The following is a 15,679-nucleotide window of genomic DNA, read 5'->3' as shown; positions in this document are numbered from 1 at the left end:
GATGCTGTCACCCGTAGAGTTCGAACGGCAGCAGATGATGAGCACCGAGGGCGTCTAGAAAACTCGGGGCTATTCAAAACGACCCTCTTGACCGCCGAGCGCACCTCAGGCTTTGCGGGAGGAATGCTCTGGTGAGAGCGTTGTTCGATGAAGACCGAGCTGAAGCCGATCCGACCACCTTCTGCATATCCAAGTTCGTTAAACCAGATGTTGTAGCGCATCGTCGACCAATGCATGGGCTCAATTTCTTGGAACGATGGCTGTTCTCCCCAACGACCGAAAGCGACAAGCTCGCCTTCTTTCAGCCGCTCGATAATGCGCGCGAACAGATCGTCTGCCAGATCATGTGGGACATCCGGGTTTCTGCCGTGACGGTCTAGCATCATCGGCTTAGGTTGCGCCTTCCAAACGAGAAAATCTGCCCATTCCTCATCGGAGGCGACCAGCCGCACAAACTCGGGCATTGTTGCTCTTTTCACCACACCAGACTACGCAACCGGGCGTAGTTCGCAATGCCAGCGCGAATGATAACGGCGATTATGCAAATGCGGCCGACGATGCTCTGGTTACAAGGATTCCAAAATTGAGCCGATCGAGCGCTCGAAGTGAGCATGCATTGCGGCGCTCGCTGCATTCGCGTCGCCAATAGCGATCATCTCGGCGAGGTGGCGATGTTGTTCAAGCACCGTCTGCCGCTGCGCCTTCGTTTCCCGTGTATGCCATGCGGCGGGGACCGCTACATGCATCAGCGGCTCGAACGAACGAATGATCTGTATCAAGAGCATGTTACCGCTGGCCTGAGAAATAGCCTGGTGCAGGCGAATGTCGTGAAATGTTACCTTCTCGAGATCCTCGCCAGCTGCCATCATCGCGTCCGCTTCTGCGATGATGGTGCGGACCTGCTCATCCGTCCTGTTGCGTGCCGCAAGTTCGGCAGTCCGCAATTCGAGTGTGCGGCGCACGTCCCATACCTCGGCCACCGTGACCTGTTTCGTCGTCACCGCGTGGCTCATCGATGCGCCCATGACTGACCCATCGATCGCTCCTACTCGCGGCCTCCGACCATTGCCGACATCGATCAGTCGAAGCGCGGCCAAGGCGCCAAAGGCCTCTCGCATAACTGCACGACTCACGCCGAGCTGCTCTGCAAAATGACCTTCACCCGGCAAGGTGTCGCCGACTTTGAGCTCATGCTTGAGCATATGCGCATTCACCGCATCGACCGCGCGCTGCACAAGCGAGGACGCACCGTCCGAATGCGCGCCATTTAGAACAAGGGCCATTTCGGGATTCCTTAAGCAGCCGAGGCGTAGCCGCGATACTCGCTCGGGCTGACGCCAAAGCGACGTCCAAAAGCACGGGTGAAGCTGGCGTTGTTGAGATAGCCACTAGCGTAACCGATTGACGACACCGGAAGATCTGTCGTGCGCAGTGCGCGCCGTGCTTCCATGAGGCGACGTTCGGAAATCGCCTCGGTCACCGTGCAATGGTAAAGCGCACGAAACCCTCTGGTCAATTTTGCCCGGTTCATACCGCTCGCGCGTGCGAGCGACTCCAAGGTCAAACGATCAGCCCATCGCTCGTCGATGATCCTGCGGACTGCTACCAGCCGACGGCTGTCCGCAGGGCTGAGGGCATTCCCAGGAACAACCGGCACGAGCCATCCTTCGCGCAAGGCACGCATTGTTTCACAAAGCAATTCTATGCTCTTGCCGACGCGGTATGTTTCCCGCGGCGGTCCATCCATTGGCGCTTCCAGGATAGCCAGGGCAATCGCCCGGAGCTCGCTCGTCAGATGAAATGGCGATTGGTCCGCCTTGTCAGGAGTCCATTCAAAAAGCCGGGCAAGAGCATCATGGGCAACGAAACAGGCCAATGCCCGCTTCTCGTGCGATGGTCCGGAGCATTCGTTCCTTGCGTGACCGGTCATGATTTCAAATGTCGCCGGAGTTTCACCGCCACCGAGCCGATAGACCAGCAGGGCGGAGTGCGCCGGGATCGGGGCGGTGCCCGGGACCTCCCCCTCGAAGACTGTCGTCATTTCCGCTGATACGGATACCCAACCTTGAGGTACTGGATCTTGATCGCCTGCTGACATTCCGGCCTCCCTTGTCGCTCGTCGTAGAGCTATCAGATAGGTAAGGCAAGGGCTATCAGATAGGTGCTCGCCGCATGGCCTGAATGAACGCAAGGAAGGATAGGGCGCTCGTCACGACGCCTACAACTGCCAAGCCTTGCCCGAGGTGCGTTTCGCCGCCCAACACTCCACTCACCACAGTGACAAGTGACGGAGCCAGACCGAAGCCGATGAGGCCGGCGACGGCAATGAACGCACCGATGCTGAGGCCACGCAATTCGTTCGGGAGCCAGACCGTCAGGGCCACAGACACCACTAGCCCCGTGATTGCGCCACACAGGACCAGGACGAAGAGGGCAGCGCCAAAAGCGAGAACATTCGGCATGACGGGAAACAGAGCAGATGGGACGCCAACCCCAGCGGCGATGACGGCTCCCACGAGCAAACCTCCGCGCACGCTGCTTTTCTGGCCGAGATCGGCTGAAGCTCCTCCGAGCATCGAGCCCAAGACCCCGGAGATGAAGACAATAGCGCCGACCCACCCTCCAAAATCTTCCGGGCTGAGCCCGTATGAGCGTTGCAGCACGGGCGACACCCAGATGCCCGCCGCCGCATCGGCCATGACCACCGCAACCTGTCCAGCGAACAGCGGTGCCAGAAATTCCCGCCTCGCCCACAGTTCAGCAGCCACCACCCGAAACGGCGAATTGGGAGCAGCCTCGACCTCGTGGCGCGGCGGTTCGCGCAATGCGAGAAGTGGTAGGCTGAGTAGGAGCCCGATGCCGGCCAGAATCGCGTGTGCACCGCGCCACGGCGCCATCGCCAGCCCGGCGGGCACGGCTCCATGGGCTAACAGTCCGAAGATCCAGCCGGTCAGCGCGAATGCGGCAGCGGTTCCCAGGCTCTTGCCGAGGTTGACAATCAGCAGAGCCCGACCGCGTTGTGCCGGACGGCAAAAATCGGCGCTCAAAGACAAGGCCGCCGTCAGCGCTCCGGTGACGCCGATACCAGTCAACATCCGGGCAGCAAACAGGGTCGAAACATCGGGCGCGGCCGCTGTGAGCGCTGTGCCGAGAGTCCACAGAAGCATCAGGCCGACAAGCAAACGCACACGGTTGTAGCGATCGACCAATATGCCGATCGGCACCGAGAAGACGACCAGTGGCACAGCCGCGCCAAGGCCTTGAAGCAACCCCAGCGCGGTATCGCTCAAATGCAGCTCGACCTTGGCGCTTTCTTGGACCATGCCGAACGAGCCCATCGCGGTAAATCCGACCGCGATCAGTAAAGCGAGGATCAGCAGTGGCCCCAGCGAAGCGGCAAAACCTGCCTCTTGCCCAGCCGATTGCGTGCTGAGATCACCGCGCGCCATGTCAGCCGAACATTGCCCGCCGCAGTGCGGCACGGCTGGCGTCGCGCGCGGCGTCGGCGATCCTCGCCCCGGGAGCAATGTCATAGCCGTGAAAGCCGCCGGGGAAGACGTGCAATTCGGTCGGGACGCCCGCCTGGATCAGGCGGCGCGCGTAGGCAATGTCCTCGTCGGCAAACAGGTCGAGCGAGCCGGTTGAGATAAAGGTCGGCGGCAACTTAGCCAGGTCATCGGCTCGTGCCGCCGCGGCGTAGGGCGAAATGCCCTCGCTGCCAGGATCAACCCCAAGCAGCGAAGCCCAGCCGAACGCGTTGCTGTCCGCGGTCCAAACGAACTCTCCGGCAAATTCACTCGGCTGTGCGACACAGGTGCGGTCGTCGATCATCGGGTAGATCAGGTGCTGAAAGGCAAGCACATGCTCGCCGCGGTCGCGCGCGAGCAGAGCTAGCGCGGCGGCAAGCCCACCACCCGCGCTCTCTCCCATGACCCCGATGCGCCGTGGATCGATCGCTAGCTCGTGAGTACGCGCGAATGTCCAGGCGAGACCGGCGTAGCAATCCTCGATCGCGCCGGGGAAGCGTGTCTCGGGGGCGAGCCGGTAATCGACGGACACTATGACGCATCCCAGTTCGCGGACCAGCGGTCGATGAATGTGCTCCAGATCCTTGGCTGCGCCGCCCACGAAGCCACCGCCATGTATGTGATAGATGCAAGGGAGCGGGCTCGAACAGTCGACGGGCCGATATATGTGCAGCCCGATGTCCGGCGCGCCAGCAGGGCCCGGAACACGGCGGCTGTCGAGCTCTGTTCCTTGCGTGTCGGCCGGAGGCAGCGGCAGTTCCCTCGCCCGCATGGCCGCCAGGTTTTCATGGGTCAGCGTCACCGTGGGCCACATGTCGAGCAGCGGCAGCAGCTCAGGATCAACGAGATGGCGGCTGGTCATTGTGATGGTCCTTTCGAGCAAAGGCTCAAAGCTGGAAAATCTTTCCGGGGTTGAGCAGATTACTCGGATCGAGCGCAAGCTTGAGAGCGCGCATCAGGTCGACCGCCTCCTCGCCGAGTTCCTTCACCAGCCAGTCCTGCTTTCCGATGCCGATCCCATGCTCGCCGGTGCAGGTGCCGTCCATCGCCAGCGCGCGCTCGACCAGCCGGGCGTTGATACGCTCGACTTCCTGCATTTCTTCCGGTGCATCCGGGTCGATCGAGAATACGACATGGAAATTCCCATCGCCCACATGACCTAGAATAGTCGCCGGGATTGCTGAGGCCTCCAGATCGCGCTTGGTCTCGCCGATGCAATCCGCGAGCCGACTGATCGGAACGCAGACGTCCGTCGCCCACCCTACCGCCCCCGGCCGCAGATTGACTGCAGCATAATAGGCTTCGTGGCGCGCTTTCCAGAGCCGATTGCGTTCCTCGGGCAAGTTTGACCAAGCGAACTCGCCACCGCCATTGTCCGAAGCAATCGCGCGAACCGTTTCGACCTGTTCTGCAACGTTTGCGGGCGAACCGTGGAATTCGAAAAACAAGGTGGTCAGCTCGGGATAATCCAGCTTCGACCAGGCATTGACGGCCTTCATCTGCACATCGTCGAGTATTTCAACGCGCGCCAGCGGCACGCCGTACTGGATCGCTTGCACGACCGTATCGACCGCTCCGCCGAGGGTATCGAATGCACAGACGGCAGACGAGATCGCTTCGGGAATGGGATGGAGCCGCAAGGTCACTTCGGTGATGATGCCCAAAGTGCCCTCGGATCCCACGAACAAGCGGGTTAGATCATAACCCGCGGCCGACTTGCGCGCTCGCGTCGCCGTCCGAAGCTGGCGTCCGTCGGCCGTCACGACACGTAGGTTGAGGACCGCCTCGCGCATCGTGCCGTACCGCACGGCGTTTGTGCCGCTCGCACGGGTCGAGGCCATCCCGCCGATGGTCGCGTTGGCACCCGGGTCTATCGGAAAGAACAGGCCCTTGTCCCGCAAATGCTCGTTGAGCTGTTCGCGGCGAACCCCCGCCTGGACGGTGCAATCGAAATCCTCGCCATTGACGGCGAGAATTTCGCTCATCTCGCTGAGGTCGACTGACACTCCCCCAACGATCGGCGCGGCATTGCCCTCGATCGACGTTCCCGCTCCGAATGGAATGATCGGCACGCCCGCCTCGCGGCACAGATTGACGAGTTCGACAACCTCTTGCGTCGAATGGGCGAATACGACGGCATCGGGCAGATATACCGGAAAATGCGCCTCGCTCGCGCCGTGCTGCCGCAGCATTGACTCACTGTGGTGGCACCGATCGCCGAAGCGAGCGGTCAGGCGCTCCAAAAATGCGGGATCGAGTGCGACCCGCACAGCGGTTGGGGGCGATGTACCCATGGTCAGAACGTGATTCGAGTGCGAACGCCGATCCGTCGACGGTCACCGACTATGCCGATGTCGCTGGGGGTGAGCCCGGCGAGAATCAGTGTCGTCTTTTCGATGTAGGATTCAAAGTATTTTTCCTGGAAAGCGTTGTCCACGAACGCCGAGACCTCGATGCCTCCATGGCGGTAAGTGACTGAGGCATTCACCAGATAATAGGGATCGAGGATGGTTGGTGTCGTTTCATTAAGCGTTGCCGCCAATCGGCTGCCCTTACCGGTGACGCCGGCGGCAAAGGTGACACTGCCGTCCCCCAGATGCACGACGTAGTCCGTATTCACGTCGAAGTTCCAGTCCGGGACGAAGGTCAGCCGGTCGGAGGAAAGTGTGCGCCCGGTGACTTGCGTATAGATGTCCGAGTTGGTCAGCCTTGCGTGCTGGTATGAAGCCCCGCCACTAATCGACCAGTCGTTTGTCAGTTGGAACGACGCCTCGACTTCGGCTCCGTAGCTGGTCACGTCGCCAGTATTAAGATCCACCGTAGTGAAGCCGCCGGTCGAAGCCGGGGCAATAGAATTCAGCCCAATATAATCCTTGTAATCGTTGTAAAAGATATCGGCAGTCAGCGATATGCGGCGGTCTGGAGAGGCATATTTGCTGCCGATCTCATAGGTCCAGACGTTGTCACCCTTATAAGTCCGGACCGCCGCAGGGGCGGTCGGCGGGTTAAACCCGCCGCCGCGAAAACCGCGAGCGATCGAAGCGTAACTCATGAAGTCGTTCGACCAATGGCGAGTGAGCGCGAGGCGCGGCGAAACATGGTCTTCCTTCAGCGATTGGTTTGAAACCGGGACGGTTGTGCCGCTCAGCACAATCGACCCCAGAGCTTCGCGCGCTTGACGGTCGTAGCGCAGTCCAGCCGACAGCTCCCAGGCATCGTCAGGTCGCCAGAAGACGTTGCCGAACACAGCCCAGGTGTCGTTGGTGGTATCGGAAATCTGGCGGTTGGTGATGTCGAGCACGCCCGGAAACAGGACCGTTGTCGTATCATTGTGGCGCGTCTCGTTGCTGTAGAACGCGCCTAGGATCGTACTCAATGTCTGCGTGAGCGTCGTGTCGGCACGAAACTCCACGCTCTTGGTCTTCAGCAAATCGGTTCCCGAGTTGCGGGCGATGTCTATCGACGAAAAGTCCAGATCGCCCTGCGGCGTGTCGGTGTCGCGCTCGTCGTAAGCCGCAATCAGGGTGATATTGGTCGCCATCGAGTCGATCGGCATCTCGAGCTTCGCGTTGGCGCGCTTGTACTTGTAATACTGGTAGTTGGTGGTGTTTAGCGTGACGTTACGCTCGTAATCGGTCGGGCCGGTCACGAAAGAATAGGGCGTGGTGCCGCCGACAACGTGATCGTAGTAGCCATTCACGGTAAGGACCACGCGATCGACCGGTTCGAAACGGATCGTGCCATTGACTGAATCGGTGTTCAGCGGATTGGCGTCGATGCCCAGGTTGGTATTCGGAATGAACCCGTCCTGCTGGCGGTGCATGTAGGCAATGCGCGCCTGCAGCACGTCGGTGACGATCGGACCGCTCAGTGATCCGCCGGCATACCAGGCGTTGTCCGGTCCAGCGTAGCTCGCCAGCACCTTGCCCTCGAAGTCGTTGCCCGGCTGGCGGGTAATGACGTTGATCGCGCCGCCCAATGTGTTCTTGCCGTATAAGGTTCCTTGCGGGCCGCGCAGTACCTCGATGCGTTCGACGTCGGTCAGCGGATTGTTGATGTAAGAGGTGTTGGGCTCGTAGATTCCGTCGAGGAAAATCCCGACCCCGGGCTGCACTGTATCGACGAGCGTGACGCCCACGCCGCGGATCGAGATAAAGGCCCGTCCAGCAGCATCGCTGTTGATGCTGAGGCCTGGGGTGAGCTGGGCGACGTCCTTAACCGAGGTAAGCCCGCGTCGCTCGATCGTGTCGCCCGAAATCGCTGTGACTGCGATCGGAACGTCAAGCAGCGTCTCCTTGCGCTTGCGGGCGGTGACCACGATTTCGACAGGGGCAGCATCCTGAGATGATGCCTGCGCTGAACCCTGCGAGCCCTGCGCGGTTTGACCGCCGGATCCCGTGGCGCTTGCGGTGGTGACATCTTCTGCGAGCGCAGCTGTCGACCACATCACGGCGATTGCGCAACCCGCTACTAGCTTGGACTTGAAGGTCATCCGTTTTGTCCTCTCCATTTGGGCCGACCGATCCATGCCGACAGCCCTTGTCAGCTCAACCTATATGATAGGACAGACCTATCTGAAAGGTTTGGCGCTTTGCCGATCGGCACGCTAGCTTAGCCGATTGGCTGCCTGCCCCACGGGTCCATTGAACCTTGCCGGAGAGCCGGAAAGACTTGCGCATGGCTCAAAAGCATCGAATTGTTGTCCGGGGTTGCTTGGCGCTTATTGCACTGTTTGTGGTTCTAGCCGTCGCTTTCACGGCTGGAGGCCGTCACGCGCGCGGCAGCAATCGAGAGCGGTGCGATCCTGGTCGACAGTCATGCGCTTAGACAAGGGCATGGCGCGTGCTCGCCGCGGCCATCGCTGGCGCCAAGGCTACGGCGTCCGCAATCCTCGCAGCTCTGGATTGATCACCAGCAAGTGTACCCGCCATCGGCGAGGACAATGCTGCCGGTCATCAGGCTGGCGGCGTCGCTGGCGAGGAAATGCACCACTGAGGCGACTTCTTCGGGCTCGCCGAGACGCCGTTGCGGAGTACCGTCGATCCAGCGGCGGTACATCTCGCCTTGCTTGTCAGCGAACGCATTGAGCGGAGTTGCGATATAGGTCGGGGCGACGGCGTTGACCCGCACCCCGCGTCCGGCCCATTCCGCGGCAAGACTCCTCGTCAGCTGGTGCACAGCGGCCTTCGAGGCGTTGTAATAGCTTTGCGGTTGCGGCCGATTAACGATGAACCCGGACATCGAACCGACATTGACGATCGCGCCAGAGCCAGCCGCAAGCATGTGCCGCCCGAATGCACGGGCACACCAGAAACTGCCGTTGAGATTGACGTCGAGCACGTTTAGCCAGTGCTCGTCGGTTACCTCTTCCGCTGCGGTTTCACTGCGGGCAATTCCGGCATTGTTGATCAAGATGTCAATTTTGCCGAGCTTGCTCACGAGACTGTCGGCAAGTTTGGTGACCAGCGTTGCGTCGGTCACGTCGAGCAACTCACCTTCGACGCGATATCCCTTGGCAGAGAGGCTCGCGATCGCTGCATCAATAGCGCCTTCGTCGCGATCGCCAATTGTCACCGTTGCACCGGCTTCGCTCAGCGCCTCGACGCAGCAATAGCCAATGCCCTGTGCGCCGCCTGTGATGAAGGCAGTTCGGCCATCAAGGCGCAATCGTTCGAGATACATGGCAATGGTCCTCAGGCTGGCAGGAACTGAGCGCAGGGCATGACTGGTTCGGACACCGTCTCCCGACGAGCGATCTTATAGACTTGGCGCGTCTCGCCATCGAACTTGGGCCAGGGCAGCGAACCGTCCTTGGCAAACTGTACCCAAAGGCCATGCATGTGATTGGCGAGCGCTTGCGGCGGATCCTCCCCAGCCAACCCGTTGGCTCCGGTTGCCGTAGCGAGCGTGTCGAACACGAAGGGCACGTCCATTGCGTGGCAGGCGCCCAGCTCTCCAGCGAAAGCGGGCGAACGCCAGTCAAATTCGTAAACATGGGTACGGCCCTGATGAGCCTCAGCAAACTGCCGCGCGGGCCAGCGAAAAACGCAATCGGACAGCGCCTCGGTCATTGCGTCGCCGGGCCGCTTGCCCTTCTGTCCCATGCCGTAAGCCCTGAGCAGGCCGCCCGCTCGGGGCATCGACTTGCCCACGAACCAGCGCGCCAGCAGTCGCCAAATCTTTGCTTTAACGCCAGTGGGTACAAAATAGAGGTTCATTTCCTCGGCGTTAGTGCCGATCAGCAGGTCGATCTCTGCACCAGCGCCCTGTCGAAGCGCTTCGATCGGCTTTTGCGGCAGGAGATCGTCGCCCCAGACCGGGATGAACCGGCTGATCCCGAACACAGGCTCGAACCCATCCGCGTCGCGCAGATCGACTTTGCCTGGCCTTGCCAGCTTGAGGATCGCATCGATCCCCCTATCCGGATCGACTTGGCCAAATCCGTCGCGATCGGGTGCAATCTTGAGCAGTTGCGCGAGCTTGCGGACCAGCCGCAGTGCAACCGGAATGTCGCGAACCATCGCGCCATGGCCGCTTTGGACGATCGCGCGGCGGAACAATCCTTTGGCGAGCGGAGACGTCAGCAGGTCGGCGATCGCCATGGCACCAGCGGACTCGCCGAAAACAGTGACGTTGTCTGCGTCACCACCAAAGGCTGCTATATTGTCCTGCACCCAGCGAAGGGCCGCCAGCATGTCGCGCAACCCGAGATTAGTTGGAATACCAGGGATTGGCAGGAATCCGTCGATCCCCATACGATAATTAATCGCCACGCAGATTATGCCGTCGCGCGCGAAGGTTCGCCCGTCGCTGACGGGGGCATCCTTGCTGCCGGCCACGAAGCCCCCCCCGTGTATCCAAACCATCACCGGCAGCTTCTGAATTTCGCCAATGGGCGACCAAACATTGAGTGTGAGATAGTCGTCCCCGGATATCCAGCCGGCGCCAATTAACGGTTCGATCGCGAGTCCTGGGACTTCGGCAAGGCGTTGCGGCGCATTTGCACCTGGATGCGTCGGCTGATGGATACCAGACCATGGTTCGGGCGCTTGCGGCGAAGCAAATCGCAAATCGCCGACAGGGGGCGCGGCATATGGAATGTCGGAAAACCGAACCGTAGTGCCGTCAACGATTCCAGACACGTTCCCGGTTTCAAGAGTCACTACGACAGAAGGGTTCATGTGACGCACTATATTTCGTCGATACCAAATAGGTGAGAAATCTATATGCTCCGGCGCGCTCGTGGTTTGCAGATTGGGGCGCACTCATCTTCTAAAGGTCGATAGCATCGCATCGGCAAGCTGTCAGATCCTGATCAGAGAGCTGCATGCTCGGTGCCGGTCTCGATATGTGATAGCGGCCTTTACGCTTACGGCCGATTGGCCACTATTCGACATTGATGCCGCTCGATTGGATTGGCATGACCTCGCCGCCATTGCGGTGGCTTCACGAACGAGTACTATCTGAAGCCCACCACGTCGTGAGGGACGTACGGCTCCTCCAGCCGGTTGATCTCGTCTTCCGTAAGCTCGATCTTGAGTGCCGCAATGGCATCATCGAGATGGGTTTCCTTCGAAGCACCGATGATCGGTCCAGATACCTCGGGCTTGGCGAGTACCCAAGCAAGGGCGATTTGAACGCGCGAAACTCCCCGCTCATCGGCGATCTTAGCGACCGCTTCGACCACTTTGCGGTCAGCCTCTTCGGTGCCGCCGAAAAGGTACTTACCGAACTGATCGGTCTGTGAGCGCTTCGTCTCATCCTGCCAATCGCGGGTGAGGCGGCCGCGCGCGAGTGGGCTCCACGGAAAAACGCCAATACCTTCCTCTGCGCAGAGAGGTAGCATTTCGCGCTATTCCTCGCGGTACATAAGGTTGAGATAGTTCTGCATTGACACGAAGCGCGTCCAGCCATTGGCTTGGGCAACATGAAGCATCTTGGCGAATTGCCATGCATACATCGACGACGCGCTGATGTAGCGCGCCTTACCGGTCTTCACGACATCGTGCAGCGCCTCAAGCGTTTCCTCCATCGGCGTGCCGTAATCGAACCTGTGGATCTGATAGAGGTCGACGTAGTCGGTGCGGAGCCGCTTAAGGCTAGCGTCGATTTCCTGCATGATTGCCTTGCGGCTGAGGCCGGCTCCATTGGGACCCGAATGCATCCGCCCGTGGACCTTGGTTGCAATCACCAGTTCCTCGCGCGGGGCGAGGTCCTTCAGGGCACGGCCAATGATTTCCTCTGAGGTACCGTCAGAATAGACATTGGCAGTATCGAAGAAATTGATTCCCGCCTCAACCGCCTTACGCAAGATGGGCCGGCTCGCTTCCTCATCGAGAGACCATTCGTGAGTTCCCCGATTTGGAATGCCAAACGTCATGCAACCCAGGCAAAGCCGCGAAATATCAAGGCCAGTCCGGCCGAGCTTCGTAAGGTTCATCGTCGTTCTCTATCCTAATATCAGGCTTTCGCTCGGGAAGTGCCCCGTCCTGATAGCAGCAAATGGTAGACTTTGGGTGCTATTACCGAAATTGGGCTTGCTGCCTGTCCGGTTCCGGACAACAGACATAGGAAAGCCGACATTCGGGCGGAACAATCGGCGGGCCCTCAGTCGCCAACATTGCTGACGTTCACGGGCCCCAACTTGGACGCCGAAACCGGCCACTCATTCAACCCGGGGATTATAGCGTCTCCTGTGCCGGTAGCTGACTGTCCAGTTCTGGCGCTGAAGTTGGGGAAGCTGACATTCGGACGAGACAAGGGCTCGGTAAGCCGCCGCCGACATAGCCGTCATTCCTGGCTTCGGATTAGCTCGCTAATAGCTGCCAGGCGCTCAGAGACTCCCTGGCAACTGCGGTTGGGCCGAACGCGGACTGCCCGCTTGAACCACCCGAGCTGCTGAGGGCGGTCGATCATTGTCGGCGCGCACTCAATCAATCGAGGCTTTGAATTCTGATCCAACAGGCTCGCTTTCATGTTCCGGCACCACATTTGCCGTGAATCTGAACTCTGGAACGCGAATCTTCGCAATCGGTGCGCTTCTGCAATGTCCCCACGATCGGTTGACAGAGTCATTAGTTGGTGTGTTATTATGATAATACACATTGACCGGAGAGTCTAAGTGAATTTCGCAATCATGCTTGCAAGCGTTGTCGCCATCTCACCCCTTGCAGCCAACGCTGCCGGAGCGACACCAACGAGAGCCTCTGGCGGCCACGAGAACTCCGCATGCGAATTGGTCAATTCAGCCAAGGCAACTGCGCAAACGAACATTCCAATTCGCGTCATTGATGGCAGAGTATATGTGCAAGCCAGCGTGAACGGCCAAGGTCCGTTCACATTTGCTGTCGATACGGGCGCAAGCGGGTTTGGTCGTGCCGACATCAAACTGGTCAGCAAGCTGCATCTGAAATTTTCTGGAGAAAGAAGTTCGTCCGACGGAGTGTCCACGTCGAGGGCCAAGGTCGTCCGAATAGAAACGCTGCGTCTTGGCCAACATGCCGTGCATGACGTGAGCGTTATGGCCCGAGATTACAGCAAGCACATGTCATCCTCGGCTCCATTTGCCGGGATCCTGGGACGCAAATTCTTTGCCGATGGCCTGCTCATAATAGACTATCCAGAACGTCGGCTGATCTTCACACGGAGCGAAGGTCTTGCTGTCACCGACAGAGACAGCTTGCCCTATGATCGACCGTTTCGAGTGAAGGTTACGATTGGCTCGGTAGAAACACGTGGCAACCTCGACACAGGTGCCAATATCTCGTTCGTCCTGCCTCAATCACTCTTTGCAACAGTTGCAGACGGACACGTCGGAAAAGCAAACCTTGGCCAACTCACCAACACGACAATCAAGACCAATGACGCAAAACTGAAGGCACCCATTCAAATCGGTCTGGCAAGATTTTCTGGCGCTGACGTGCGTGTCTCGAGTCGTTTTCCAGAATTACTGGTCGGTGCGCGCGCACTGCAGAACTACACACTCCTTATCGATCAGCGCAGTTCGCGTATTGCGCTGTGCCCACCGGCTTAAAACAAAAGGATTAGAGACGCATCGGCCTCTCAGTCCTTTCATTCAGTGCGTGGTAGTCTTCCCACAATCGCGCGGTTTTTCGAACGACATTCGTTCGCATGCAAACCGGGGAAAGTGGAGGTTTGCGGACGCGATATGAGCAGGCCACTACCGCCGACAATTACTGCCGTTCCTGCCTTTTTATTGGCTTCCCAAAAAGCCGCTATTCGTTCGGCTTGCTCGCGACGATGGGATTTGGGCCGGAAGCGGACCGTCCGCTCTTGGCCTCAGATTCGGCAATATGGACATCTACGGGCCCATAAGTCGGTGCGAGACGTTGCCGTTACATGACCATACACTACACGCGCACGGGGCGCGGAAAACCCCTCCTCCTTGTCCACGGACTGGGGGCGACCTGCGGCTCGTGGGACACGATCTCGCCTGCGCTTTCTCAAGTCAGGGAGGTAATTGCCATAGACCTGCCCGGCCATGGGCAAACACCCGAAGAGGCCGACAGCGGCACGTTTGACGGACTTGCGCGCAGTCTCGACGAATGGCTCGGCGCGGAGAATTTCACAGGTATTGATATGGTTGGCAGCTCGCTGGGAGCTCGCCTGGTGCTCGAGATGGCGCGGCGCGGCCAAGCGGGCGCGGTTGTCGCACTGGATCCGGGCGGCTTCTGGCAAGGGTGGGAGCGCACCTTCTTCAAAGCCACCTTAATGCCATCGGTTGCTCTGGTTCGCGCACTGCGACCGGCGCTTTCTGCCATCACCGGAAATGTCGCAGGCCGGACCGCGCTTTTGGCCCAGCTCTCTGCAACGCCGTGGGCGCTCGACGGGGCATTCGTCGCGCGCGAATTGAAGTCGTTGGCTGACACGCGCACCGTCAATTCGCTTGTGAAGGATCTCGCCAACGGCGCGATGCAGGAGGGTCCTGCGAAAACGGCTGCGCCTGTTGTCATCGGCTGGGGACGAAAGGATCGGCTGTGTCTACCGCAGCAGGCGGATCGCGCGATCAAGGCTTTCCCTGGAGCGACGCTGCACTGGTTCGAGCGTAGCGGACACTTCCCGATGTGGGATCGGCCAGAGGAGACTGTTCGCGTGATACTGGATGCAACGAGCATCTAGGAATCGAAATAAAATTGCCACTGGGTAATTAGCAAAATGAGGGCCTATGCAGGGGCTGGCCCCATTGCAAAGTCCTTTGTTGGGCCGTTTGCGGCCTGTCTGCTGATGGAGGTGCGGGGCAGGAAAGCAGACGTTCCGCAAACGACAACGTTGCCGACATTGCGATTGCGTCTTTGGGCTGCTAGCGAGCACGCATCATCTGGGGAGTAGCCCACAGCATTCCCATGCGGTTCCCTGCATCAACATACTTGGCCGAGAGGTCATGGTGCAGGCGGAACGGTCGAACGTTCGGGCAAGACCAATGACACCTGCTTTCGTCCGGCCGGGCGGAAGGCATGGTGTCGTTGCAGTCTAGACGCCCGGCCCGGAGATTTTCATGGAAGCCGTTCTCACATCCACCTTGGTGGTGTCGCTCGCCGAAATTGGCGACAAGACGATGCTTTTGGCTATCGTGCTTGCCACTCGATTTCGGAAACCGCTGCCGATCATCCTTGGTATATTGCTCGCGACGCTTGCCAATCACGGAATTGCCGCCTTTCTGGGCCAATCGATCGCCGGCATTCTATCCGGTCAGTGGTTCCGGTATGCGGTTGGTGTCAGCTTCATTGCCATGGCGCTGTGGACCTTGGTGCCCGACAAGCTCGATGAGTATGATGAGCACAAGCCATCGCGGTATGGTGCTTTCCTTACGACAACCTTTGCATTCTTTCTTGTCGAGATCGGTGACAAAACCCAGATCGCGACGATAGCACTGGGCGCGCAGTTCCAAAACGTGCTGACGGTTACGATCGGTACGACGCTTGGAATGATGCTGGCGAATGTCCCGGCGGTTTATCTGGGCAACTCAATTGTTGAACGGGTCTCGCTCAAGCTGGTTAGGATCATAGCCGCTACACTATTTTTCGTGGTCGGCGCTTGGGTTCTTGGAGAGGCAGCAGGTTTAAAATTCCTATGACCGCTTCCCGCGCTAATGTTGTGCGCCCGATTGCGTGAGGCAGATGCTCGAATGCGGT

12 protein-coding genes, 1 pseudogene and 1 riboswitch are annotated in these 15,679 nt (G+C 59.4%); of the genes and pseudogenes, 3 read left to right on the top strand and 10 right to left on the bottom strand.

Annotated elements, in window-relative coordinates; all coding sequences use genetic code 11:
- The 10 genes and pseudogenes from GRI58_RS13020 to GRI58_RS12975 all read right to left on the bottom strand — a co-directional run.
- On the bottom strand, positions 1-464 hold a 464-nt coding region (locus GRI58_RS13020), incomplete at its 3' end, for a hypothetical protein (RefSeq protein ID WP_160754025.1).
- A 102-nt stretch (positions 465-566) separates the two neighbouring features.
- Complete coding sequence (locus GRI58_RS13015; protein WP_160754024.1) at positions 567-1,283, bottom strand: FadR/GntR family transcriptional regulator; 717 nt, start codon at positions 1,281-1,283, stop codon at positions 567-569.
- Between the two features lie 11 nt (positions 1,284-1,294).
- Positions 1,295-2,041 (bottom strand): helix-turn-helix transcriptional regulator, encoded by a 747-nt coding sequence (locus tag GRI58_RS13010; RefSeq protein ID WP_160754023.1) that lies wholly within the window; start codon positions 2,039-2,041, stop codon positions 1,295-1,297.
- A gap of 112 nt (positions 2,042-2,153) precedes the next feature.
- On the bottom strand, positions 2,154-3,533 hold the full coding sequence (locus tag GRI58_RS13005; protein WP_237452299.1) for an MFS transporter: 1,380 nt from the start codon (positions 3,531-3,533) through the stop codon (positions 2,154-2,156).
- Entirely contained in the window at positions 3,451-4,389 is a 939-nt protein-coding gene (locus tag GRI58_RS13000; RefSeq protein WP_160754022.1) for an alpha/beta hydrolase, read from the bottom strand. Before GRI58_RS13000 ends, GRI58_RS13005 begins: the two co-directional genes overlap by 83 nt.
- Before the next feature lie 25 nt (positions 4,390-4,414).
- Entirely contained in the window at positions 4,415-5,821 is a 1,407-nt protein-coding gene (locus GRI58_RS12995) for an FAD-binding oxidoreductase (RefSeq protein WP_160754021.1), read from the bottom strand.
- A 2-nt stretch (positions 5,822-5,823) separates the two neighbouring features.
- Positions 5,824-8,019 (bottom strand): TonB-dependent receptor, encoded by a 2,196-nt coding sequence (locus GRI58_RS12990; protein WP_237452298.1) that lies wholly within the window; start codon positions 8,017-8,019, stop codon positions 5,824-5,826.
- Positions 8,020-8,435: 416 nt separating this feature from the next.
- Positions 8,436-9,209, bottom strand: a complete 774-nt coding sequence (locus GRI58_RS12985) for an SDR family NAD(P)-dependent oxidoreductase (protein WP_160754020.1) — start codon at positions 9,207-9,209, stop codon at positions 8,436-8,438.
- An 11-nt stretch (positions 9,210-9,220) separates the two neighbouring features.
- Entirely contained in the window at positions 9,221-10,708 is a 1,488-nt protein-coding gene (locus GRI58_RS12980; RefSeq protein ID WP_160754019.1) for a carboxylesterase/lipase family protein, read from the bottom strand.
- Positions 10,709-10,986: 278 nt separating this feature from the next.
- Positions 10,987-11,967, bottom strand: a pseudogene (locus GRI58_RS12975) (aldo/keto reductase).
- Between the two features lie 681 nt (positions 11,968-12,648).
- Here GRI58_RS12975 and GRI58_RS12970 point away from each other — a divergent pair.
- The 3 genes from GRI58_RS12970 (at position 12,649) to GRI58_RS12960 (ending at position 15,621) form a co-directional block, all read left to right on the top strand.
- Positions 12,649-13,560 (top strand): retropepsin-like aspartic protease, encoded by a 912-nt coding sequence (locus GRI58_RS12970; protein WP_337190982.1) that lies wholly within the window; start codon positions 12,649-12,651, stop codon positions 13,558-13,560.
- A gap of 326 nt (positions 13,561-13,886) precedes the next feature.
- Positions 13,887-14,666 (top strand): alpha/beta fold hydrolase, encoded by a 780-nt coding sequence (locus GRI58_RS12965; protein ID WP_160754018.1) that lies wholly within the window; start codon positions 13,887-13,889, stop codon positions 14,664-14,666.
- A 188-nt stretch (positions 14,667-14,854) separates the two neighbouring features.
- A riboswitch (yybP-ykoY riboswitch) is annotated at positions 14,855-15,032 on the top strand.
- A gap of 10 nt (positions 15,033-15,042) precedes the next feature.
- Positions 15,043-15,621, top strand: coding sequence for a TMEM165/GDT1 family protein (locus GRI58_RS12960; protein ID WP_160754017.1), 579 nt, complete (start codon positions 15,043-15,045; stop codon positions 15,619-15,621).
- Positions 15,622-15,679 lie beyond the last annotated feature (58 nt).

Origin of the sequence: Qipengyuania algicida (assembly GCF_009828025.1) — a bacterium.
GTDB lineage: Bacteria > Pseudomonadota > Alphaproteobacteria > Sphingomonadales > Sphingomonadaceae > Qipengyuania > Qipengyuania algicida.
This window is presented reverse-complemented; position numbering and strand designations above follow the sequence as displayed.

Coding starts and splice junctions, on each gene's coding strand:
- GRI58_RS13005 (WP_237452299.1), bottom strand. CDS start 3,533: ATGACATTGCTCCCGGGGCGAGGATCGCCGACGCCGCGCGCGACGCCA.
- GRI58_RS13015 (WP_160754024.1), bottom strand. CDS start 1,283: ATGGCCCTTGTTCTAAATGGCGCGCATTCGGACGGTGCGTCCTCGCTT.
- GRI58_RS12960 (WP_160754017.1), top strand. CDS start 15,043: ATGGAAGCCGTTCTCACATCCACCTTGGTGGTGTCGCTCGCCGAAATT.
- GRI58_RS12965 (WP_160754018.1), top strand. CDS start 13,887: ATGACCATACACTACACGCGCACGGGGCGCGGAAAACCCCTCCTCCTT.
- GRI58_RS12990 (WP_237452298.1), bottom strand. CDS start 8,019: ATGACCTTCAAGTCCAAGCTAGTAGCGGGTTGCGCAATCGCCGTGATG.
- GRI58_RS13000 (WP_160754022.1), bottom strand. CDS start 4,389: ATGACCAGCCGCCATCTCGTTGATCCTGAGCTGCTGCCGCTGCTCGAC.
- GRI58_RS12980 (WP_160754019.1), bottom strand. CDS start 10,708: ATGAACCCTTCTGTCGTAGTGACTCTTGAAACCGGGAACGTGTCTGGA.
- GRI58_RS12995 (WP_160754021.1), bottom strand. CDS start 5,821: ATGGGTACATCGCCCCCAACCGCTGTGCGGGTCGCACTCGATCCCGCA.
- GRI58_RS12985 (WP_160754020.1), bottom strand. CDS start 9,209: ATGTATCTCGAACGATTGCGCCTTGATGGCCGAACTGCCTTCATCACA.
- GRI58_RS13010 (WP_160754023.1), bottom strand. CDS start 2,041: ATGACGACAGTCTTCGAGGGGGAGGTCCCGGGCACCGCCCCGATCCCG.